A 22,099-nucleotide genomic window follows, 5' to 3' on the forward strand; every position below is an offset into this window, starting at 1 on the left:
CTTTAATTATCAATGATTACACATTTTCCTTCCTGCACATCCTGTTCCACACTTTTGTATTTCACATCAGACTTGGTAGTTCCATTGGTATATTGTACTGAAACCTTGTCATTTCTTCCGAAAGCTTTGTCAGATTTTCTAGGAGCTACCACCTGTGGAGCTGGTCTTCCAGCATTGGAAGCAGCTACTGCTGCAGCACGGTTAGCGCCTGGATTTAGTGTACTTCCAGCATCAGCTTTGGAAGCTTGTACTTCCGATTCGGCTACTCGTTGAGGGGCAGCAGCATGTACCTGATTTGGATCTTGCTTAGGCAAATCAGCTCTACTTAAGAACGTTGTCATGTCTTCATTCAGCTTTCCTATAAAGCGCTTGAACATTTCGAAAGACTCAAACTTGTAGATCAATAGAGGATCTTTTTGCTCATAAACGGCATTTTGCACTGACTGCTTCAAGTCATCCATATCTCTAAGATGCTCTTTCCAGTTTTGATCAACGATGGCAAGTGACACATTTTTCTCAATCGCCCTCACTAACTCCCTACCTTCTGTATTCACTGTGGATTCAAGATTCACTACCACACCGATTTGCTTGATTCCATCAGAAATAGGCACCATGATGTCTTTCACAGTAGCTCCTCTTTCTTCCTGGACACGCTTGAAAATCGGAAGCGCAGTGTTCATCATCACTTCACTTTTCTTTTGGTAGGTTTCAAAAGCAAGGGTGTAAAGCTCTTGGGTCAATTGACCTGCATCTTTAGATTTTAGATCATTCTCATTTACACGATGATCCACTCCAAGTGTAGTGAACACATTCATTCTGAAATCCTCAGGATCGGAGTTGGACTTGCCAATATCTACCAAGCCTTCGCAGACATCGTATAGTATGTTCAAAATATCCAATTCCAGCCTATCCCCTTTCAGTGCATTTCTTCTTCTCTTATAAACTACTTCACGCTGTGAGTTCATCACATCGTCATACTCTAGTAATCTCTTTCTTGTACCAAAGTTATTTTCCTCCACCTTGCGCTGCGCACGCTCAATAGATTTAGAAATCATGCTATGCTGGATCACTTCGCCTTCTTCCAGACCCATTCTATCCATCAGTTTTGCGATACGCTCAGAACCGAAAAGACGCATCAAGCTGTCTTCCAACGAAACGAAGAACTGGGAAGATCCCACATCACCTTGACGACCAGATCTACCTCGAAGCTGTCTATCGACACGACGTGATTCATGACGCTCTGTACCGATAATTGCCAAACCTCCAGCTTTTTTTGCCTCAGGAGATAATTTTATATCTGTACCACGACCAGCCATGTTCGTTGCAATAGTTACTGTGCCAGCTTGACCGGCTATAGCAACTACATCTGCTTCTCTGGCGTGTTGCTTTGCGTTCAATACCTGATGAGGTATTTTCTTCAACGTCAACATCCTACTGAGTACTTCAGAGATTTCCACCGAAGTAGTACCCACCAAAACAGGTCTTCCTGCTGCGACTAGCTCATTGATCTCGTCACCAACTGCGTTGAATTTCTCACGCACGGTTTTATAAACCTTATCGTCACGGTCAGCTCTGATAATCGCCCTATTGGTAGGTATTACTACCACATCGAGTTTGTAAATTTCCCAGAATTCACCTGCTTCAGTCTCCGCTGTACCAGTCATGCCCGCTAGCTTGTGATACATTCTAAAGTAGTTCTGAAGGGTAATGGTAGCGTAAGTCTGCGTGGCATCTTCCACCTTTACATTTTCCTTCGCCTCTATCGCCTGGTGCAATCCGTCAGAATAACGACGACCTTCCATCACACGTCCTGTCTGCTCGTCTACAATCTTAACTTTGCCATCCACCAAGATGTACTCAGTGTCCCGCTCAAACATACAATATGCTTTGAGCAATTGGTTTACTGTGTGAATTCGTTGAGCTTTGACGCTATAATCTTTGATAGCTTCCTCTTTACGTACAAGCTTATCAGTATCGGAAATTCCTTCTTCTTTCTCCAAATCGGCGATTAGTATTCCGATATCCGGTAGAATGAAAAACTCAGCATTTTCGTTCTTTGTAGTCATCGTCTCGATACCACGATCCGTCAAATCAACTACGTTTGTTTTTTCATCTATAGTAAATAATAGCGGCTCATCTGCTTCCGGCATTTGGCGCTTGTTGTCCTGCAAATAATGGTTCTCTGTCTTTTGAAGAATCACTCGAATTCCAGGTTCAGAAAGGTATTTGATCAAAGGCTTATACTTCGGTATTCCACGGAAAGCTCGGAATAGGGACAAACCACCTTCTTTATCATTGCCATCAGCAATCATTTTCTTGGCAGAGCTCAAGAAACCCTGAACCAACTTTCGCTGCTCATCTACTAGGGTAGAAACACGAGGCTTCATATCATCAAACTCATGCACATCGCCTTTTGGCACTGGCCCGGAGATAATCAATGGTGTTCTTGCATCATCAATCAACACAGAATCGACCTCATCAATCATTGCGTAATGATGCTTGCCCTGAACTAGATCACCCGCCTCACGAGCCATATTGTCTCTTAGGTAATCGAAGCCAAACTCGTTATTCGTACCGTACACGATATCCGATCTGTAGGCTTTCTTTCGTCCAGCTGAGTTGGGAGTAAATTTATCAATACAGTCCACGCTTAGTCCGTGAAATTCAAAAAGTGGTGCATTCCATTCGGAGTCACGCTTTGCCAAGTAATCATTCACTGTTACAATATGAACGCCACGTCCAGCAAGTGCATTGAGGTAAGCAGGCAGGGTAGAGACCAATGTTTTACCTTCACCAGTAGCCATTTCCGCAATATTTCCTCTATGGAGAACCATACCACCAATCAGTTGTACATCGTAGTGGATCATATCCCACACGACTTCGGTACCCGCGGCCATCCACCTGTTATGCCAGATCGCATCATCGCCTTGGATCTCAATGTTTGGCTTATTTGCGGAGAGCTCACGATCACGGTCAGATGCCTTCACCACTAGCTTTCCGTTTTCTTTGAAACGTCTTGCAGTTTCTTTCATCACAGCGAAAGCCTTAGGCAAGACTTTTTCCAAAATGACTTCCAAAGCTTCATTTCGATCTTTTTCGATCTGATCAATTTGATTGAAAAGCTGATCTTTTTCGTGAATAGCTTTTGCAGGCAACTCATCTACCTTCGATCTTATCGCAATAATCTTATCATCGAATTCCTTAAGATGAGTATTGATTTCAGTCCTGATTTCTTCAGTTTTAGCTCGCAATTGATCATCGCTGAGGCTCTTTAATCCAGAAAAAACCTCATTGATCTGTGTGACGATCGGAAGAAGTACTTTGATATCTCTATCGGACTTGGTTCCAAATACTTTTGCAAGTCCTTTTGCTATAATATCTAACATGCTAGCTTATTGTGATTCTCTATTAGGGCTTCAAAATTAAGCCCTTTTTGTTATAATTGATAATAAAACCAGTTGATCGGAGAAGTACTCCAATAGTAGGTCAAACACTTATTTCTCCGGCAAAGACCTGCTCTGCAGGCCCAATCAACCAGACTTCTTTGAAGACTCCGTTGTCGGAAGACTTAAATTTTACAGATAATTGGCCACCAAGGGTCTTGATTTTAATCGTAGCGGCTGGCTGATCTTTGCCAAAGACAATTGCCGCAGCCGTCACTCCAGTCCCACAAGAGAGCGTCTCATTCTCCACACCCCTTTCGTAGGTACGAACGAAGATCTCATCGCCGCTCATTTTTTCAACGAAATTAACATTGGTGCCAGCAGGAGTATACATTCGGTCATATCTAACCTTTATTCCTTCTTCAACAACAGGGTATTTCTCCACGTCCTGCACAAAGCGAATGTGATGAGGTGAACCGGTATTGACAAAAGAATCAGGTCCTTTTTCGTCTATTCCTGCTACATCACCCATCAGCAATTGCACCAATCCATCTTTCAAGATAGCCTCATGCGCTCCGTCAATGGCCAGGAAATTCGTCTTTTCATCCAGAATCCCCAGAAAAGCTGAAAAGGCAACTGCGCATCTCGCACCGTTGCCACACATACTCTGACTGCCATCGGCATTGAAATAGATCATCTCAAAATCAAAATCCGCATGATTTCGGATTAAAATCAACCCATCAGCGCCAACTCCAAACTTTCGGTCGCACAGTTTACTGATTAGTTTCAGATCAGAACTATCAAACTTCTGGGCACGATCATCGATCATGACGAAGTCATTGCCGGTACCTTGATATTTGTAAAATGAAATTTCCATGGAAAATTATTGTGGTCATTGGGACAAAAACCCATCCAAGCCAATGTCGAGATGCAAACTTAAGCATCTTGTCACAAATACAGACTTATTGTCTGATTCTCAATTTCAAATCGGTCAGATAATATTACCTTTCAACCCTTTTTAGAAGAATTTCAATCCAACTTATCCAAATATCTCTCCTACTTAACTCTGGTCAATGGCTCAATTGAAATATAGAACAATCCCTTGTTAGTCGTTTGGATTTCAAAAGAACCACTTTAGCTGATCGATTTTCTGCAGTTTCCATGAAATCTTATTCGGATTCAATCCTGAAAAAAGCCGGTTTTTTCGGTCTTTTTTAGTTATTTCAGCCTTTCAACTATTCAAAAAATGCAAGATCCGAAATCACTTACCTCAGTTGCTCAATTTCATCAGACCTTCAAACATCCTGTTTTGCCTTCTCCGTTTATCCCTGAGAAAGTAAGATGCGATTTGCGTGTCTCGCTTTTGGCTGAGGAGCTGAAAGAACTGGAAGAAGCTATCGCTAAGAACGACTTGGTCGAAGTGGCTGATGCACTTTGTGATTTGCAATACGTACTTTCTGGAGCGATTCTCGAATTTGGCTTGGGAGAAAAATTCAAAGTACTATTTGACGAAGTGCAGCGCTCCAATATGAGCAAAGCCTGCAAAACTGAAGATGAAGCCAAAGCAACCGTAGTGCATTACAATGCAAAAGGCACCGACTGCTTCTATGAAAAAGAAGGTGATTTGTATTTGGTTTTCAGAGAAGGCGATAGAAAAACCCTGAAGTCAGTGGCCTATTCACCAGCTGATTTGGCAGGAATTTTAGGTAAGTAAATTAAGAAGTCTTTAAGCTATCACCCTTATGCGTTTTGAGCTCAATGATTTTGGCTGGCAGATTGAAGCCGGCCTTTTCAAGTGCAGTCAAGACGCTGAGGATCGCTGTGCTCTTAATATCCAGGTCGCCAATTGTATTGTCTAGGGTATCTACCCAAAAGTTGATCTCGATATTTAGGGTGCTTTCTGCCAATTCATTTACTCGTACTGTCACTTTTTTCTTTTCTTCGAGAATCCCGGGGATCCCACGAAGGGCAGAATCTATTACTCCCATAGCGCCAAGATAATCCGATCCATAATCTAAGCCCACCATAAAATCGTACCTCAAATATCCATCGATCGTAAAATTCACCAAGGGGTTTTTGATCAGTAGGGAATTGGGTAAAAAGACATCTTTGCCGTCTAAGGTTTTGATCTGAGTATCCCGGAGATTCAAACTAAGCACTTGACCTCGAATACCACCTATATCTATAATGTCTCCTATTTTAAATGGTCTTTTGAACGCCAAGAGAATCCCTGCCAAGAAATTTTCACCAATGTCCTTAAGAGCAAATCCGATGATAAAGGCAGATATTCCGGCACCGGCAAGCATTCCTGATACGATGCCTGTGAGTCCTATAATTCGGAGAACGATCATAATCCCCATTATTACCACCAATGAGGCAAATATCCCGGCCAAAAAGTTAGCTAGGAGATCATCATCCATTTTTCTGGTAAGTCTTTTCTCTAAAAAGATTTTGGACTTGCGGGAGAGAAAAATAAATAATAGTAAAGTACCCAAGGCAATACCAAAGAGAATAACCCAGTGCTGAACGGAAGGCCAATCTATACTGAAATTTTGAAGATCAATCATGCCGCTCAAAATACAAAAAATAGCACCGAGTGTTTGCCCGATGCTATGTAAAAGTTTGCGCTTAGATCTTGAACAACTATTTCAATGTAATGACAACATTGGCCTGCCCACCATAAGCTAGAGAGCCTGCTATCCATCCTGGTATTGCATCCGGACAAACACCACTGCACCAAGTAGCCCCTAAGGTATAATAATAACTATTTTCATAGATATAATATCTTTTGTCACCAAGCGGCCATCCATAGACACTCGGTGGATATCCTCCATTCGCCCAAGAGACAGTCCTGTTTTCGTTGGGATTCCTAAAAGCCCCCTTGAATCCATATGTAGTGACCGTATAGGTTTTCGCATCCTCATGAACTGGAACAATCACTAACGAATGAACTCCATTGGAATATGCTCCTGGTAAGTATTCTACTAAATACTCTTTTGCGGTCACAGGCATATTGAGTATGATTTTCTTAGGATCATTGTTGACATTCACTTTCCCTATTACCTCTTCGCGTAATATCCAGTCGCCTGATCCAGGCACTCTGAAATAAATACTGGCTTTGATATTTTCTACCCCTTCTTTGATTTCTCCGTCAAGTGCTTGGTAATTTATCGCATTTCCTCGGGTCGTGGCAATCGTATTTTTTCCATCAAACATGCCGAATTTTCCTTCTGTAGACCATTCCACTTTATATTCTAATGCACTCGTGCTGACGATATCATTGACATTGTCTCCTCGCTCAAGGTAAAGTCGTACAGATTGCTTCTGCTTTCCGCTGAGCGTGATGCCATTTGGCTTCATCGCAACTTTCTGTTTTTTCACGTTGATAGTTGCTGTAGCATCACCTATTAAAGTCAAATCGACTCCTTTTTTGATATATATTTCTACTGTGACAGTCTCGTAATTGTTCTCTCCAAGATCAGCCGCATTAACTTCACTTCTAAAGTTGACACTGGCAGAGGTTGTTTCGATTTTAGGTCCTTTGATTCCTCCTGTGGCTGTGATTATTCCATATTTTCCCGTGGTAGACCATTTGTACAAGAAGGATTGACCCTCAGAAAGTTGTGTTTTGGTTTCTGCTTTCAAGGGCAAGTTGGCAAATGGAACCGTTGTCTCTTTTGCAGGATTAATTTTCACGTCCGTTCGACGGGCTTTTGCTGTGAACTCGACGATTCGGTCTGATATGATCAGCTCAGTGGTCAGTTTTCCCATATCCAACAGTTTTACGCACATTTCCACTGCCTTGATTACTTTCAGGTATTTGGCAACAGCAGCAGTATTTTTGTAATCACGATCCAAATCAATCCAAGTAGGCTTGTCCAAATTTTTATATTTGTTTACAACTATTTCAATAAACTGCTCTTGAAGTTCTTTACCTTGATTATCCACCACTATAAATTTCAAGAAATCTTCAATCGCTTTTTTAAAGTCTCCGCTTATAACCAAATCCAGAATTAAAGGCGTTTGCGAAATGGTGGCTTCAAAAGCATCAAAAGCCAAATTGTCTTCTTCTGCTCCTTTGATCTCAGAAATTATTTCAGAAAGAATTGGAAGAACAAAATCTACATAAAACTGCTTAAGCATCAACTTCTGCCAGGCTGCATTTTCTTCTGTGGTCATGCTGAGAGAACTAGAAGGTCTAAAGGCTGTGCCTACTACCCGCACCTTGTAAATCGCCTCATCTTCATTTTCTCCTAAAGCCAAAGGAATAGGCCCTGATTCCTTTCTCGCATATTCGATTCCATTTCCCGAAAGCTGATCCACGATGGTACCCAGCGTGCTGCTAAAGCCTTTCGTTCCCTCCACATCATTGGTAGATGTAGCTGCTTGACCGGGGCCAATAGTAGGTATAAGGACTACTTCGTCTTTTGATCCTTTTGCTTTATAGGCGGTTTTGTAGATAAATGCTTTTCCAATTCGTCGATAATGATTGGCAATCTTGATATTCACTGCGTCATTTTCAAAGATTTGTATGCCACTTTGAAACCCGTTAGGATCCACATTGATCTGTCTGGCTCGCATGTCCAAGACTTCTCCCTCCTTAGTATACTCACTAAGTAAAGTCGATAAATCCTGCTGGAACTTTAGATTTTCGACATAGAGCTTATCGCTGGTGATTCCTGCTGCTACTTTGGCCTTGAATTCCTCATAACCTGGAAGGGCTACAGACGGACTTAAAAACTCATTGACTACTTGCTCGGGCATATAAAAAACTCCAGAGCCTAGGTAGAATAGCGCTTGAGCTGTGGTCTCGGCGTTTAGATTTTTATTCTCTGCACTCAATACTCCCATTAGAATCAGATTATTTGCCTCATCAAATAAGAATCCTAACCGAACCACACTATCAGGCAACACCGCTTTGGACTTTCCAGTGGCATCTACTGGGAAAGTCATGAGTCCCGTAGAAAGTGTTGATTTTGACAAGTCAACATTCACTCCAGTGGGCAGGACTACATTGATATCTACAGTTTGGGCTAGGATGATAGTGCCACCGCCGCCGGCACTTGGGTTTCCTGGATCTGGAGTTGGAGTAGTGGGATCTTCTGGATCGCTACAAGCGAAAGCCAGGATTGAAAAAAGGATGAAAATCCATTTGGAGAATTGTGCATTTTTCATTGTAAAAGTCGTTTATACTACTCCATCGAAAACCTTAGAAAAGGTCATCGAAAACCTCAAAAAATCTCACCACCTAAAAAATGTACCCGACTCTCCCAATACGATTTATTCGTCCATTTCCTGCAATTGGAAAATCAATTCTTTTGCCTCTGCTCTATCTGAAGCTTTCAAGTAGGGAATTGCTGCTTCATATTTAACTTCTTTAATCAAAATCAATCCCGAATACCAATTGGCATCTTGGGTAAACTGGCTACCATCGCCTTTAATTACCTGCTCCAGCAATAGCTTAGCCTCTTCCATTTCTCCAATCTGCAAATAATCCATGGCCACAAAATACAAGAGGGTGTCATTTTGGGGTGATTGGTCCAGAAGAGGCTTCCAAAATTCCAAAGATTTAGCATATTCCCCCGACTTATAATCCACCATACCGCGATCAAATTCATAATCTTCCGAGTCAGACATCATCGAGGTCAATCCTGGGTCTTTGGAATAGTAAGCTGTAAAAAGTCGATCCGAACTGGAATCAAACCATCCTGACCAAAATGCCATCCCGGCAGTGATCACTATAAAAAGAGAAGCTGCCGCAGTCCAAACCCAAGTAGAGTTCAAGAATCGCTGCGAGGTTTTCGGAGCTGGCATATCCTTATGATAAGCTTCCATGCGAGACTTCATTGCTGCTCGCTCTATGCCTACTCTCAGAATCTCCACCTGTTGTAGTTTTTCTTGCCAAAGTGAATCTTCATTTAACCTTTTCTCAAAAGCCAACAAATCATCACTGGATAGCTTACCGTCAAGGTAATCTTCCATGGCGCTATATTCTTCTGGGTATATATTTACTTGTTCGTTCAGCATGTTATTAATTCTGTAAGACAAACTTCCGGAGCTTTTCCATACAACGATATTTGTTGTTTTTGACTGTCTGGGGCGTCCATCCAAACTTTGTGGCAATTTCATCCATGTTCTTTTTCAAGAAATAGAAGCTCTTCAGGATTTCTTGGCAGTCATCACCCAGCTTTCCAAAAGACTGTTCTACCAGTTCATATTTATCCTCCAAACTTTCCTCTAATGGCTCAGATGATTGATTCAAGAAAAAGGAATCTTCATGCTTTTGATCCCTTTTGAATCGAGCAGACCGAACCCAATCCAGCCATTTATTCTTAGCAACTTGAAAGAGGTATCCTTGAATTGCTGTCTGATTAGTGGGAATAAAGGCTCCCTTTTTGACATTTTGCCAAAGTGCCAAAAAGGCTTCTTGAAAGATATCTTTCGCCTCATCATCATTCCCATGATTTGCCCGCACAAACTTTCTCACCTTAGGAAAACCATCTTCATAGATTTGCCGGAGTATGACTTCATCATTTTGACAAATCGCATGCGTGATTTCATTTTGGGAAAATGTCTTAAAAATATCTCTTGGCATAGCTCGTTAAAAGCCAAAAAGATACAATTAATTGCATTTCACCTCAAGCATATTTAGCAATAAGATTCAAAGTATGTTGTTAATAATTTGCTAAAACTGATCGATGTCTTGATATATGTTTAGGTTTTTCGTTAAAATATCAATGAGTAAGTTCTCATGTGCCGTCGCAAAATTGTTATAATTATTCCCTGTGTAGTCAGCATTCCCATTGAATATCAAAGAAATTGCCATTCCATTATTGTGAATCATATAAGATGACCGCGTTCCGGGAAGTGCTCCATAGAAACTACGGACGTCGCCCCAGCTAAGAATTCCAATTCCAAATTGTGGATTAGGTATTGATCCTTTAATAAACTGGCTATAGCTACCCCCATTTAAGATGTCTGGCCGACTTGGCTTACCATCTATTGCAAGTGCAAATTTCAGCAAATCTTCTGCGCTAATGACGATACCGGCATCTCCATCTCTTCGCTCTATATTAAAGTTATATTCGTACCCTTTGGTGCCTCCCAATCCATAATAAGTAACCTCATTAGATTGCTTTCCCGCTAGACCATTCTTTACCATTACCGCACTTTTTATCCCTAACTCATCCAAAAAATTATCCTTCATAAAATTATAAAATGACTTGCCTGAAACTTTTTCTATGATTCTTGCCGCTACAAAATAATTCGTGTTGATATACCAATACTGTGTACCTGGCTCGAAAGTGAGCGTTGCATTGTCCAACATCCAATCAAAAAACACCTTATTAGATACTTCCTGCTTATAATCAATTGCATCTCTATTTCCATTGACCACCCAGCCTCCAGTGGTCATATGCAGTAGATTCTGTACCGTCACTTTTTTTACACGATCTGAATAAGGTTTGGTGCCGTATTCATTCCCTAAAATCCCATCCTCTCCAAAAACTTTATCCTCTAATCTAATTTTACCATCCTGTACTAGTTTCACGATAGATAACCCCGTGAATGTTTTTGAAACACTCGCTACGCGCAGTCGATGTGAATTGGTCATTTTTTCTTGCGATGCTACATCCGCTAAGCCATAAGCCTTTTTATAAACTAGTTTCCCGTTCTTAGAAATGGCCAAAACCGCCCCTGGTATTGAATTAGAGCTTAGAAAAGTCTCAATTTTCCCGTCAATCACAGCTAGGTCTTCCTGCTTGTCTGTAGGCTTACGCATATCCAACTGATCGTCTTCTTTGTCAATACAGGATGTAAATGCAGCTAGCAATAGTATCGTAGCATAGAAAAATTGAAATTTATTTGTCAAAATAGTTTTCATAATCAATGATGTTAAAGTTGAACTCAACATAGCATCGATAAAAAATGAAAATGTCATCAAGAAAAGAATACTTTTTTCTTCTTGCGATAAAAAAGGGCAAAGACAGCCAGTAGGACCAAAAGTCCCAAACCAAAAAGCCATTTGAGATCTCTAGCGGGTTGCAACGCAATAGGACTGGAATCTCCCATTGTGATCAGCCCTGCCCAAAATTCCGGTGAAAGTGATCGCCCTTGCGCTAAAGACAGGTAGTCTAGTTTCGCCAGCCTCAGCGCTTCATCCTTCGCCATCCCCTGAGCCAGATATTCGTAAAAACGCGAGGCAATTTTAGAGCTAGCCTCTTCGTCTATCTTCCAAAGCCCGATCAGCAGACTCTTACTCCCCGCATAATTAAATGCATGTGCCAGAGAAATCATTCCTTCACCTGGCTGATAGCTGGGCTTTCCTGTTTCGCAAGCCATCAGCACCGCCAATTCTGAGCTGAGATCCATTTGATAGATGTCTTTTGCAAAAAGGGAGTTCTCTTCATTTTCAGCAGTTTTTGCAAAAATGAGTCTTGAAAATTCCGGACTGAGATTGTCCGACTCGGCATGCGTCCCGATATGCAAAATCCGGTGTTTACCTGCTTCCTCTGCAAAATGCCCCAGCGTAGAAGCTTTTTGGGAATATACTTTTCCTCCCAGTAGGTTTTTGAGCTGGTCGACCAACCTGTCTGTAAATGGCTGAGGAATCAATCTCAAATAAGAACGGTCAATCTGGAGACTGTCCTTGACCGTGGATAGATAATCTTCCTTCATTTCATCAAAAAAACCAGGAGCAAAAGCCACAAAATTAGATTTGTAGGACTGTGGCTGCCCTGAATAGCTAAACAGAAGTGTGCTATAGTGATAGGAAATGCTATTTTTTGCTAAAAGCGAATTCTTCCTGAGCTGACTGTAATCTGAAATCAATCCGGGTGTAAGGATCTCAAAACTAAGGTTGAAAAGTCCGCCATCTGGAATAATTAATACTCGCTGAGTTTTTATCTGGGCCGCCAAAGGTGTCCAAAGTCCTTTATACAGTTCGTTTAGATTGGAGAAAGTCTTTGTCTTATTGTTCCACTCTTGTTGATAAATGGCCAGTACTTTGGTCACTTTATGATAATCCAGCTGAAAAAAGTGCAGCTTTTTAGTCTCTTTAGAAAGCACTAATGCGACCAATTCCTCTCCAACTAGCATATACCTCACCACCGTAGCTTCTGCCGGTAGTCTTTCCCAGATATCAATGTAAGTATGATCAAGCGTGGCGTATCTAAACTGGTAATATTCCGGATAGCTCATTCTGGCTTTTTGAAGGAATTTCTCCCAATCTGAGATGGCCTTGAGATAGCCTTCTATTCCGCCAGACTCATGCGCAATAGCTCCGCGAAGTCTAGATTTTAGGTCATTTTCTTCTGCAAAAAAAGTTGCCGGGATCGAGCCAAATCTTGTAATATCAACCTGATCAAGTCTAGTTCTTACTTTCTGATAAAGTGCGGATTCGTGAAGAATCAATAACCTAGCGAGGAACTCTTGCTGAGGTGATTTCCTATAGAGCTCCAGATAGAGTTGCTCCAAGAAACCGAAGTAAGCGGCATTTTCAGTGATCAACAGTGCCTTATCCTCCTCAGAATCTAGAAAAGTTTTTCTTCGCTCGATCACTTTCAGTCCATCTTCCAGTTCATTTACTATATCTTTTAGTTCATTTAAGGGATGGTCTGATGTGGCCAAAAACCTAGATTTGGTACCCAATAAAATCGCCTGAGGCTTATACCTTTCATTTTGTAATGAATCCAAGAGCGTAGAAGTATTGCTAAACTGATGGTCCAATGTATTCAAAGCCACGCGACTCCACTTGGAAGCCTCATCATATTTGCCGACTGTCAAATAAATTTCGCCTATATTCAATTCCTGCTCGAAAGCTATTAGATTACTTTTTCCTAAGTTACTTTTCACATACGTATATGCTTCCAGAGCTATTCGGATTGCTTCTTTTTCCTCATTTTTTTCAGCCAAAAAAGTAGAGAAATCTTTTAGAAAGCCCAGATAAACAAGGTCAAACTCATCTCCAAATATCTTTTTGAATAAATCATGCGCCATACGATAATGATTCTCTGCTAGTTCTTCGTTTCCAAACCAATTTTCAATCCTAGCCAAAGAATACCAACCATCTGCCTCATAGTCTAGGAAGCTTCCTTCGGTGTTTTGCAGTCCTTGAAGGCCGTTGAGAATTATATTTTTTGCTTTTTCAGGTTCAGATTGGTCAAAGTATAATTGTCCCAGAATGATCTCCGAAAGCCTGATATCTTTACTTTCTTCACTCAACTCTGCCTTTTTGCCATGATATGAAAATTCCATCAGGCTTTGTGCCTTTCGATAATTCCCTAAACCCTTATAGGCACCGCCAAGATTGTCCAAAGCTTGAAAGTAAAATTCTCTTGCACTCAGTCGGAGTGAAGGATCTTTTTCTACTTCCACATAGGCCACAAGCTTTTCGATGGTCATATTCATGGAAGCAATGGCCTCAGAAGTTTTCCCTTGACCAGACAGTACTCCAGCTAGGTTGTTATAAACTAGGGCAGGACGATAAAATGAATTTCGGGGAGTAGACTCCGTCTTTTCCAGAGCATGAATACATTTCACGTAATAATATTCAGCAGAATCTAGCCTGGAAGCGAAATAAGCCATACTCCCCAGATAGCTGTTGATCCGGTAAATGGATTCTGGGTCGGGATCGTTTTCAAGAAGTTTTTGAGCTTCAGCCAGATGCCTTTTAGCAGCAGGAATATCCATTCGATTTACTCCATAGGCTCCCAAGTTGACTTGCAACATCCCTAATTCCTGATTAGAAACATTGGGTTGTTTTTTTGCATAATCATAAGCTTTGACCTGGGCACGGTATGCTTTTTCTAGCAATCCAAGATACTCATACCAAGAAGCGGCCGCCCTCCAAAGGTCTTTATGTTGCTCGGGGGAAGTGAGGGTTTTATCCCAATTCACTATTTGAGAATCCACCTTAAGTATGGCGGATTTTTTATCATATATTCCCAACTGGATTCTGCCATACACTTCTAGATAATCAGGCAATTTGCCCGTTTCCCCATTTCCGGCTAGGTGCTGAAATAGTTGATGGATTCTCTTGTCTGCCTCAGCCGCCTGATCAGCTTCCACCAAGCTATCCAGCTCGACTTCTGACTGGGCAGCTACAGCAAAAGACCAAAATAATAAAATGCAAAAAAGGTATCGCATAGGACTGGAATCCAAGAATTAAACCTACTGAAATTATTAATAAATTCTGCTGAAAAATAACCTAGATAAAAGATAGGCTTTTCAAGTTAAGGATATATCGAAAAAATGGTAAAAGGTCATCTGGGGGAAAGAAAGAATCTCATAAACACAAAAAGCCCCGTATTTCTACGAGGCTTATGTACCAGGAGCGGGAATCGAACCCGCACGACCTTACGGTCACAAGATTTTAAGTCTTGCGTGTCTACCTATTCCACCATCCCGGCTTAATCTATATCCTGAAATATAGATTTTGTCTTTCATGGCTACATCCCGAGAATTATCGGGGAAAACCATCCAGCTTCACTTGGTCGTTACCAAGCTACAAATGCCCTATAACAAGAAAGCCCTTGAATCAAGGGCTTTTTGAGCGGGAGACGAGATTCGAACTCGCGACCCCGACCTTGGCAAGGTCGTGCTCTACCAGCTGAGCTACTCTCGCTTTTGTGTTAACTGGAACGTGATCCAGTTGAATTGTGGATGCAAAGGTAAGAGTCGAAGAGAAAATCACAAGCATTTCTTTGTAATTTTTTTCATGCTTTCTGTCATTAACTCCTCTTGTCGTTGATTTTCAAGACAATATCAAAACGGATATGTTGATAATATTTTTACCATTTCTCCCACATTCCTAGCTTTGAGCTTTTTTAGGATATTTTTCCGATGCGTTGCTACTGTGTTCACAGAAATATTCAATTCTTCCGCAATTTCCTTGGACTCTTTCCCCTCCAAAATCAACGTTACAATCTCTTTCTCTTTTTTTGTCAGCGTTACGACCCTGCTATTTGGAGAGTTTTTACTTACAAATATCCTTTTCCCATCCTCTTTTTGGTACGAGTAATTCCAATCATATCCATTAGTTTTTGGCTGGGTATGAAGCTGCATAATAATGTGAAGATCCATTGCAAAATTGCCTGCGGAATCTATCAAATATGGTTTTGCTTTTCCAAGCACCCAGGTGATATTATCGGTTTTTCGATGAACCCACCTCGTGGTATACGAAAATTCGAATGTATGCTTCTCCTCAATAGAGAGTTGATGAAAACTGTCGAAAACTATTTTTTGAAATCTAAAAAGCTCAGATCTATCCTCTGGATGAAGCATGGCAAAGGAAGTTTCCATTCCTTTGGATCGAAACATAGAGGCAGGATATCCTGTCAATTCCTCTACATTTCCTGTGTAAAATGACAAACTTAGGTTTCTATAGTCAAAGCAAGCAATAGTCAGTCCTTCGCGCATACCAATATTATGGCTCAATTGCTCCAGTTCCTCCATCTTTCTCTCTTCCTCAGGATGTTCTTTGAATTCCTGCTCTCTCCACTCCTGAAAAAATTGAGTGTACTTATTCTGCTTCCGTAAATCCCTCAACAATACCTTATCCATAAAAAATTGTTTTTAGTAGAAAAACCAATTTAATACACAAACCTAATTCTTTATTATTCAATTTTCTTTTTGATTTCATGTAATTTCAAAAGTGCCTCTATTGGCGAAATAGCATTGATATCAATTCCTTCAAGCAGATCTTTTGCCTCTCGGAACTTAGGATCCATCTCGAACATACTTAGCTGATAGTTATTTTTTGGAATAGATTTGATATTCTGTTTTTGCTCGGCCACCGCTTTGTCTTTCTCCAAATGTGACATAATCTCAGCAGCTCTGAGTACAATTGGATTGGGCATCCCAGCCATTTGGGCCACATGGATCCCAAAGCTATGCTCACTTCCACCTGGCTTTAGCTTTCGCATGAATATTACTTTATTTCCAACTTCCTTCACCGATACATTGAAATTCTTGATTTTTGGAAAATCAGAAGCCAATTGATTTAACTCATGGTAGTGGGTGGCAAAAAGGGTCTTTGCACGGCAAGTTGGATGGTTATGTAAGTATTCCACGATAGACCAAGCAATGGATATCCCATCGTAAGTGGACGTTCCCCGACCAATTTCATCCATCAGCACCAAGCTACGATCAGACAAATTATTCAGAATACTCGCAGTCTCGGTCATTTCCACCATGAATGTAGATTCGCCTTTGGAAAGATTATCGGAAGCTCCTACCCGTGTGAAAACCTTATCGATAATGCCAATTCTAGCAAAGGATGCGGGCACAAAGCTTCCCATTTGTGCCATAAGGACGGTAAGTGCCGTTTGACGTAACAGCGCTGACTTACCGGCCATATTGGGGCCAGTGATGATCATGATCTGCTGAGAATCGTGATCCAGATAAATATCATTCGGTACGTAATTCTCTCCCGGAGGTAGCTGCTTTTCAATCACAGGATGCCGCCCATCTTTGATTTCAAGAGTTTCGGTCTGCGAGATCTTTGGTCTACAATAGCCATTGGAAAGCGCCACCTGAGCAAAAGAAAGCAGTACATCCAAAGTGCCCAGAACTCTGGCGTTTTGCTGGATTTGCGTCACATACTGAGCCGTCTCCTGCACAAGCGCCAGAAAAAATCGTTGCTCAATCGCAATCATTTTGTCTTCAGCATTCAGGATTTTGTCCTCATAGTCTTTCAGCTCAGGCGTGATGTATCGCTCAGCGTTGACGAGCGTTTGCTTTCTGATCCACTCAGCTGGCACCTTGTCTTTATGCGAATGGGTAACTTCCAGATAGTATCCGAAGACTTTGTTGAATGCTATTTTTAGCGAAGAAATTCCTGTTTTTTGAACTTCCCGCTGTTGGATTTGCACTAGGAAATCTTTCCCTTTATTCGCTAAACCACGGTATTCATCCAGCTCTGCATCTACTCCATCCTTGATAATGCCTCCTTGGTGCGTGAGCATAGGAGCGTCTTCTTTCAGCTCATTTTCGATTTTCTCAAGTAAAAACTCACAAGGATGCAGCTGATCAGAAAGCCGCTTCAATGTGAGATTCTTCTGATTCTTGAGAAGCTCCTTGATTGGTTGAATGTTTATCAGTGCGCGTTTGATCTGGTTGATCTCACGGGGATTTGCTCTGCCTACCACTACTTTGGAAATCAATCGCTCCAAATCTCCGATATGCTTCAATGGATCGACCATCTCTTCTATCAGCGCTTCATTTTGGTAGAAAAAGTCCACCACATTCAGTCTTTCTTCGATTGTCGATTTCTCCTTCAGCGGAAGCACCATCCACTTTTTCATCATCCTCGAACCCATGGGAGTTACGGTCTGATCCAAGATATTGATCAAAGGTATTCCACCTTCGTGTTGTGGAAATACCAACTCGAGATTTCGAATCGTGAATTTGTCCAACCACACATATTTCTCCTCCGCAATCCTCGAAATGGCAGAAATATGCTGAATTTCTTTGTGCTCTGTCTCTTCCAAATAATACAAAATTGCGCCAGCAGCTACAATCCCCGATTCAATCTCTTCTATTCCGAACCCCTTGAGATTTGCAGTGCCAAAATGTGCTTTGAGTTTTTCGTAAGTGAAATCATATTGATATACCCAATCCTCGCAGTGAAAAGTGATGAAGTCATTCTTTAACAGGTCAGCTGCAGATTTTTTAGCAGCCTTAGCGAATATAATTTCTGCTGGTGAAAAGCTCTGGATAAGCTTTTCGAGGTAGGATGCAGATCCTTCCGCACACATAAATTCGCCTGTAGAAAGATCTAAGAAGGCAATGCCATGCTTATCTTTTCCAAAAGCAATGGAAGCTAAATAGTTGTTTTTCTTAGTGTCCAAGACCTGATCGTTAAAAGAAAGACCTGGCGTCACTAATTCTGTCACTCCACGCTTTACGATGCCTTTGACAGACTTTGGATCTTCCAGTTGATCGCAGATCGCCACGCGGTTTCCAGCACGCACCAATTTTGGCAAATAAGTATCCAAGGAATGGTGCGGAAATCCGGCTAGCTCAATATAAGTAGCTGATCCATTGGCTCTTTTCGTCAAAACTATATCAAGAATTTTACTGGCACGGACTGCATCTTCGCCGAAGGTCTCATAGAAATCCCCAACCCGAAAAAGCAGTAACGCACCAGGATGCTTGGCTTTGATGGCATTGTATTGCTTCATTAAGGGCGTTTCTTGGCCGTCTTTAGACTTACTCATGGGGTATGCTTACTTTTATACGAAATTTCGAAAACTCACTGGGGGAATAAAGTCGAAAATAAGCCATTCACAAAGCAGAACAAAAAAGGATGAAAAAATTAAGCATGGAAGAGCTCGAAAGAGTATCTGTGGAGAAATTTAAAGAAATGGATAAATCGCCCATAGTGCTTGTTCTAGACAATGTCAGAAGCTTAAATAACGTCGGTTCGTCCTTTAGAACAGGAGACGCTTTTGGCGTAGAAAAAATCTACCTCTGCGGAATCACCGGCACGCCTCCGCATCGCGATATTCAGAAAACTGCTTTGGGTGCAACCGAATCTGTGGAATGGGAATATTGCCTGAATACCATGCTAGCTATGGAAAAATTGAAAGCGGAAGGCTACCAAATATGTGCTTTGGAGCAGGTAGATCGCTCTGTCATGCTGAATGATTTCACTCCCGAGAAAGGCAAAAAGTACGCTTTGGTCTTCGGAAATGAAGTTTTCGGAGTGGAAGAAGAAGTGCTCAATGCCTGTGATGCGGTGTTGGAAATTCCGCAGCTTGGCACCAAGCACTCGTTGAATATTTCTGTTTCCCTGGGTATAGCGGTTTGGGACTTGATGGTGAAAATGAAGCAGTTTTAATTTTTATTGAAGCGGTATCTGATTCCAGTAGAACCCCTGAGGTAACTAAATTCGCTTACTATTCCAGCCAGTTCCATTTGAAAACCAAAATTCTTGTTTTCAAATGGATAAATGTTCAACCCCGCTGGAATCACTACACCAGAATAATAATTCGCCCTTCCTCCCAATCCTCCATAGAACTGATAGGTTTCATTTTGGACAAAAAGATAATTCACAACCAGTTCTAGTCCGGTATATTGAAAACTATTGTCCACATCAACCCTAAATTCTGGGAGCCATCTTTCTCCTAACTGCTTGTTTACAGCTACAAAAGGGCGACTACTGATGTGGAAAGCTGTAGTCCATTGCGCTTGGGCGAGTGTTGCCGTTCCTAAGAAAGTAAATAGAAGTAATAGTTTTTTCATTTGTATGAAATTAAGTTGTTTAAAATTTTAAAATCCAAGTTCGCTTAGCTTTACATGTGTTTTGATCATGTTAGAACTGGCCTTTGCCACCAGTTTACCTGAGCTTTTAGTGATTACGGCGTCCCAATGATTTAAGTTTGATCCAGCGCGAACTAATTTTGCAGCAACTTCTAATTTCTCTCCAATCTTTGCTCCTGACAAAAAATCCACATTAAGATTGATACTGGTCATCAAGAATTCCGAGCCAGCTGCGAAATTGCCCATGCCGATCACATCATCTATCATCAGTGATGCAACTCCTCCATGTAGGGTTCTCGCTGGATTACACATTTCAGCAGTAACAATGTATGATACCTTTATGAAGTCCTTTTCAATTTCCAAAAGCGTCCCTTCCAGCCAGTTCCCAGCCTTTGAAGGCATTGTATCGAGTTTTTGACCAATTAACTTTTTGAATTGCTCTAAGTTTTGGTTTAGTTTTTCCATAAGGATTATTCTTGTTCGTTGACCAATCTGTTATAGTCTTCCAATATAGTTTTTAAGGCTTCCTTTTCTTTCGGCTTTGACCAAATAGTGACCCAAGTGGAATCAACTTTGATCTTAAAATTGGCTTCTTCTTCCATCCAGGGCTCAAGTTGTCTGACATAACCAAGAAGCTCAGAATTATTTCCGTTTTCAAATTGAAATACCTGCTCTTTTTCTGCTGTTGAAGCTTTTATTTCCAGTGGCCAATCCAAATTCACAGGTTCCAGATAGAGGTAAGCCTCATCTTTAGGGTTATTGAGAATAATCATCAAATCCAGCAGTGGCTCAGTTTCCGAAATAGCTCTCTTCCCATGGCGAAAAAGAATCATCCCTGCATCTGAACGTGCTTCTCTATCATACTTTATAGCCCTAACATTTAAAAAATATAGTCGACTGGAAGAACTCATATGGAAAGTCAGATCCTTGTCAGAGTTATTTGCACGCTTTGTATCGAAAAAGGAAAGAAGTAAAACCAATCCAATTGAAACAAGGCCAAAAATCTTAAGAATTTTTATTAGGTCTGGCGATAAAACATCATTGGAATTTTGCCTTTGAGGCATATGATTTTTGCTTAAAGATTCAAGTTAGGCTCAATGTACATACGAACCTGCATTGATATCGATGCTCGCTCCAGTAGCATGATCTGCTAAGCCGGAACAAAGTAATGTCACCATAGGAGCTATATCTTCTGGCTTAGTCAGCTCAGTCAATGCAATGTCATTAAGCGCAAATGCCTCTCCGTATTCAGACAGGATCTCTTCAGCCATATCCGTTCTGGTAAAACCAGGCGCTATCAAAAATGCTTTAATTCCCTGCTTTCCATAATGCCTTGCTATGGATCTAGTCAAACTGACAATTGCACCTTTGGAAGCCGCATAGGCAATGTAGTCTGTGGTATCTCCGCGAAAAGCCGCTCTGGAGGAGATATTCACGATTCTCCCATTTTGGTTGATCAATGCATGTTCTACAAATTCTTTACACAGAATCCCCAGTGCTGTGGCATTTACTTGAAGCGTTTCTTGCCAAATCTTAACCCATTCATGTGTAGGAAGATCATCTGGCGCGGATCTGGCTATTCCAGCATTATTAACCAACCCTGAAATTGGCCCATATTTTTCAACCAATTTTGGAATGAATCCAATGATTTCGTTTACGTCAGACAGATCGCAAGACTCGACATAAGATGGATTTGATAATTCAGCTCGGAGATTTTCAGCCTCAGAAGCATTCTTATTAAAATGAATAATCACTTCAGCCCCTGACTCCGAAAGCTGCTTTGCGATAGCCCTACCAATGCCCCGAGATGCACCTGTGACTATGATTCTTTGATTTTTGAGGGAAATATTCATGTATAAAATTACTGGCTAAACTCAATTAATCCTCATGATTTCAGATAGAAAGAATGTATTACCTTACCAGTTTTCACGAATTATCAAATGCTGAATGTGTGCCAAATGATGCATAGAATGCCATTGATACATGAGTGTCACCTCAGATAAAGGAACAGAAGATTGAGATTCTGGGTGGAAATAGGTTTTTTCAAAGTCCTCAGAACTCATCGAATCCAAGATAATCGCCCATTTCGCATGAATGCCCCTGATGAGAGGGATTGATTCTGAACTAGGCGAAGAATAGTCGGCAAGCTGCGCCCAAGCAGCTTCATCATAAGGCTTGATAGTAGGATTATCCTCCGTAAGCGCCAATTTGAAGCGCATCAGTGCATTCATATGACTATCGGATAAGTGATGGATCAATTGCTTTACAGTCCATCCTTCAGGACGGTAAGGAGTATTTAACTGCTCCTCGGAAAATGCATGGATTGTTTCTTCCAAATACTTTGGAAATGCACGAAGATAAGCTACAGCCTCCTTTAGATTTTTGTCAAAAATATGCTCTGGCATCTGAAACTTGCCAATCGGGTACTTCAATAATTCTATATCAATCATAAT

At 41.2% G+C, this 22,099-nt stretch carries 17 protein-coding genes and 2 tRNA genes; 2 read left to right on the top strand and 17 right to left on the bottom strand.

The window, feature by feature from the left end:
- Positions 1 to 2 precede the first annotated feature (2 nt).
- Together secA and dapF are read right to left on the bottom strand one after the other, a co-directional pair.
- Positions 3 to 3,386, bottom strand: coding sequence for a preprotein translocase subunit SecA (gene secA, locus BVH04_RS17230; RefSeq protein ID WP_086542714.1), 3,384 nt, complete (start codon positions 3,384 to 3,386; stop codon positions 3 to 5).
- 100 nt (positions 3,387 to 3,486) lie between these two features.
- Positions 3,487 to 4,260 (bottom strand): diaminopimelate epimerase, encoded by a 774-nt coding sequence (gene dapF, locus BVH04_RS17235; protein ID WP_086542715.1) that lies wholly within the window; start codon positions 4,258 to 4,260, stop codon positions 3,487 to 3,489.
- Positions 4,261 to 4,629: 369 nt separating this feature from the next.
- Between dapF and BVH04_RS17240 the strand changes: the two genes are divergently transcribed.
- Positions 4,630 to 5,097 carry a pyrophosphohydrolase domain-containing protein gene (locus BVH04_RS17240; protein ID WP_086542716.1) on the top strand — a complete coding sequence of 156 codons (468 nt, stop codon included), beginning with the start codon at positions 4,630 to 4,632 and terminating at the stop codon, positions 5,095 to 5,097.
- Position 5,098: 1 nt separating this feature from the next.
- Here the strand turns inward: BVH04_RS17240 and BVH04_RS17245 are convergent, their stop codons facing one another.
- The 10 genes from BVH04_RS17245 to mutS form a co-directional block, all read right to left on the bottom strand.
- A complete protein-coding gene (locus BVH04_RS17245) occupies positions 5,099 to 5,950 on the bottom strand; it encodes a mechanosensitive ion channel family protein (protein ID WP_086542717.1) in 852 nt (283 codons plus the stop codon).
- 76 nt (positions 5,951 to 6,026) lie between these two features.
- Positions 6,027 to 8,558: a hypothetical protein gene (locus tag BVH04_RS17250; RefSeq protein WP_086542718.1), complete on the bottom strand. Its 2,532-nt coding sequence runs from the start codon at positions 8,556 to 8,558 to the stop codon at positions 6,027 to 6,029.
- Between the two features lie 105 nt (positions 8,559 to 8,663).
- The gene (locus BVH04_RS17255; RefSeq protein WP_086542719.1) at positions 8,664 to 9,410 is read right to left on the bottom strand and encodes a tetratricopeptide repeat protein; all 747 of its coding nucleotides are present in this window, start codon (positions 9,408 to 9,410) and stop codon (positions 8,664 to 8,666) included.
- A 4-nt stretch (positions 9,411 to 9,414) separates the two neighbouring features.
- Positions 9,415 to 9,978 carry an RNA polymerase sigma factor gene (locus BVH04_RS17260; protein ID WP_086542720.1) on the bottom strand — a complete coding sequence of 188 codons (564 nt, stop codon included), beginning with the start codon at positions 9,976 to 9,978 and terminating at the stop codon, positions 9,415 to 9,417.
- A gap of 90 nt (positions 9,979 to 10,068) precedes the next feature.
- The gene (locus BVH04_RS17265; protein WP_240510972.1) at positions 10,069 to 11,265 is read right to left on the bottom strand and encodes a serine hydrolase domain-containing protein; all 1,197 of its coding nucleotides are present in this window, start codon (positions 11,263 to 11,265) and stop codon (positions 10,069 to 10,071) included.
- A gap of 56 nt (positions 11,266 to 11,321) precedes the next feature.
- The gene (locus BVH04_RS17270; protein WP_086542721.1) at positions 11,322 to 14,528 is read right to left on the bottom strand and encodes a CHAT domain-containing protein; all 3,207 of its coding nucleotides are present in this window, start codon (positions 14,526 to 14,528) and stop codon (positions 11,322 to 11,324) included.
- 179 nt (positions 14,529 to 14,707) lie between these two features.
- Positions 14,708 to 14,791 (bottom strand) — tRNA-Leu (locus tag BVH04_RS17275).
- Positions 14,792 to 14,933: 142 nt separating this feature from the next.
- Positions 14,934 to 15,006: transfer RNA gene (locus BVH04_RS17280), tRNA-Gly, on the bottom strand.
- 140 nt (positions 15,007 to 15,146) lie between these two features.
- A complete protein-coding gene (locus BVH04_RS26495; protein ID WP_086542722.1) occupies positions 15,147 to 15,944 on the bottom strand; it encodes a LuxR C-terminal-related transcriptional regulator in 798 nt (265 codons plus the stop codon).
- A 53-nt stretch (positions 15,945 to 15,997) separates the two neighbouring features.
- Complete coding sequence (mutS, locus tag BVH04_RS17290; protein ID WP_086542723.1) at positions 15,998 to 18,601, bottom strand: DNA mismatch repair protein MutS; 2,604 nt, start codon at positions 18,599 to 18,601, stop codon at positions 15,998 to 16,000.
- Positions 18,602 to 18,690: 89 nt separating this feature from the next.
- Here mutS and BVH04_RS17295 point away from each other — a divergent pair, with 89 nt between their 5' ends.
- Complete coding sequence (locus BVH04_RS17295) at positions 18,691 to 19,224, top strand: RNA methyltransferase (RefSeq protein ID WP_086542724.1); 534 nt, start codon at positions 18,691 to 18,693, stop codon at positions 19,222 to 19,224.
- On the opposite strand, the gene BVH04_RS17300 is transcribed toward BVH04_RS17295, so the two are convergent.
- The 5 genes from BVH04_RS17300 to BVH04_RS17320 all read right to left on the bottom strand — a co-directional run bounded on the left by BVH04_RS17300 (position 19,221) and on the right by BVH04_RS17320 (position 22,096).
- Positions 19,221 to 19,628: a hypothetical protein gene (locus BVH04_RS17300; RefSeq protein WP_086542725.1), complete on the bottom strand. Its 408-nt coding sequence runs from the start codon at positions 19,626 to 19,628 to the stop codon at positions 19,221 to 19,223. The two genes, BVH04_RS17295 and BVH04_RS17300, sit on opposite strands and share 4 nt — an antisense overlap.
- 27 nt (positions 19,629 to 19,655) lie before the next feature.
- A complete protein-coding gene (locus BVH04_RS17305) occupies positions 19,656 to 20,111 on the bottom strand; it encodes a PaaI family thioesterase (protein ID WP_086542726.1) in 456 nt (151 codons plus the stop codon).
- 5 nt (positions 20,112 to 20,116) lie between these two features.
- Complete coding sequence (locus tag BVH04_RS17310) at positions 20,117 to 20,710, bottom strand: hypothetical protein (protein WP_086542727.1); 594 nt, start codon at positions 20,708 to 20,710, stop codon at positions 20,117 to 20,119.
- A gap of 30 nt (positions 20,711 to 20,740) precedes the next feature.
- Positions 20,741 to 21,499 (bottom strand): SDR family NAD(P)-dependent oxidoreductase, encoded by a 759-nt coding sequence (locus tag BVH04_RS17315; protein WP_086542728.1) that lies wholly within the window; start codon positions 21,497 to 21,499, stop codon positions 20,741 to 20,743.
- A 63-nt stretch (positions 21,500 to 21,562) separates the two neighbouring features.
- Positions 21,563 to 22,096, bottom strand: coding sequence for a YfiT family bacillithiol transferase (locus BVH04_RS17320; RefSeq protein ID WP_086542729.1), 534 nt, complete (start codon positions 22,094 to 22,096; stop codon positions 21,563 to 21,565).
- Between the last annotated feature and the right edge of the window lie 3 nt (positions 22,097 to 22,099).

The organism is Algoriphagus antarcticus (genome assembly GCF_002150685.1).
GTDB classification, from domain to species: domain Bacteria; phylum Bacteroidota; class Bacteroidia; order Cytophagales; family Cyclobacteriaceae; genus Algoriphagus; species Algoriphagus antarcticus.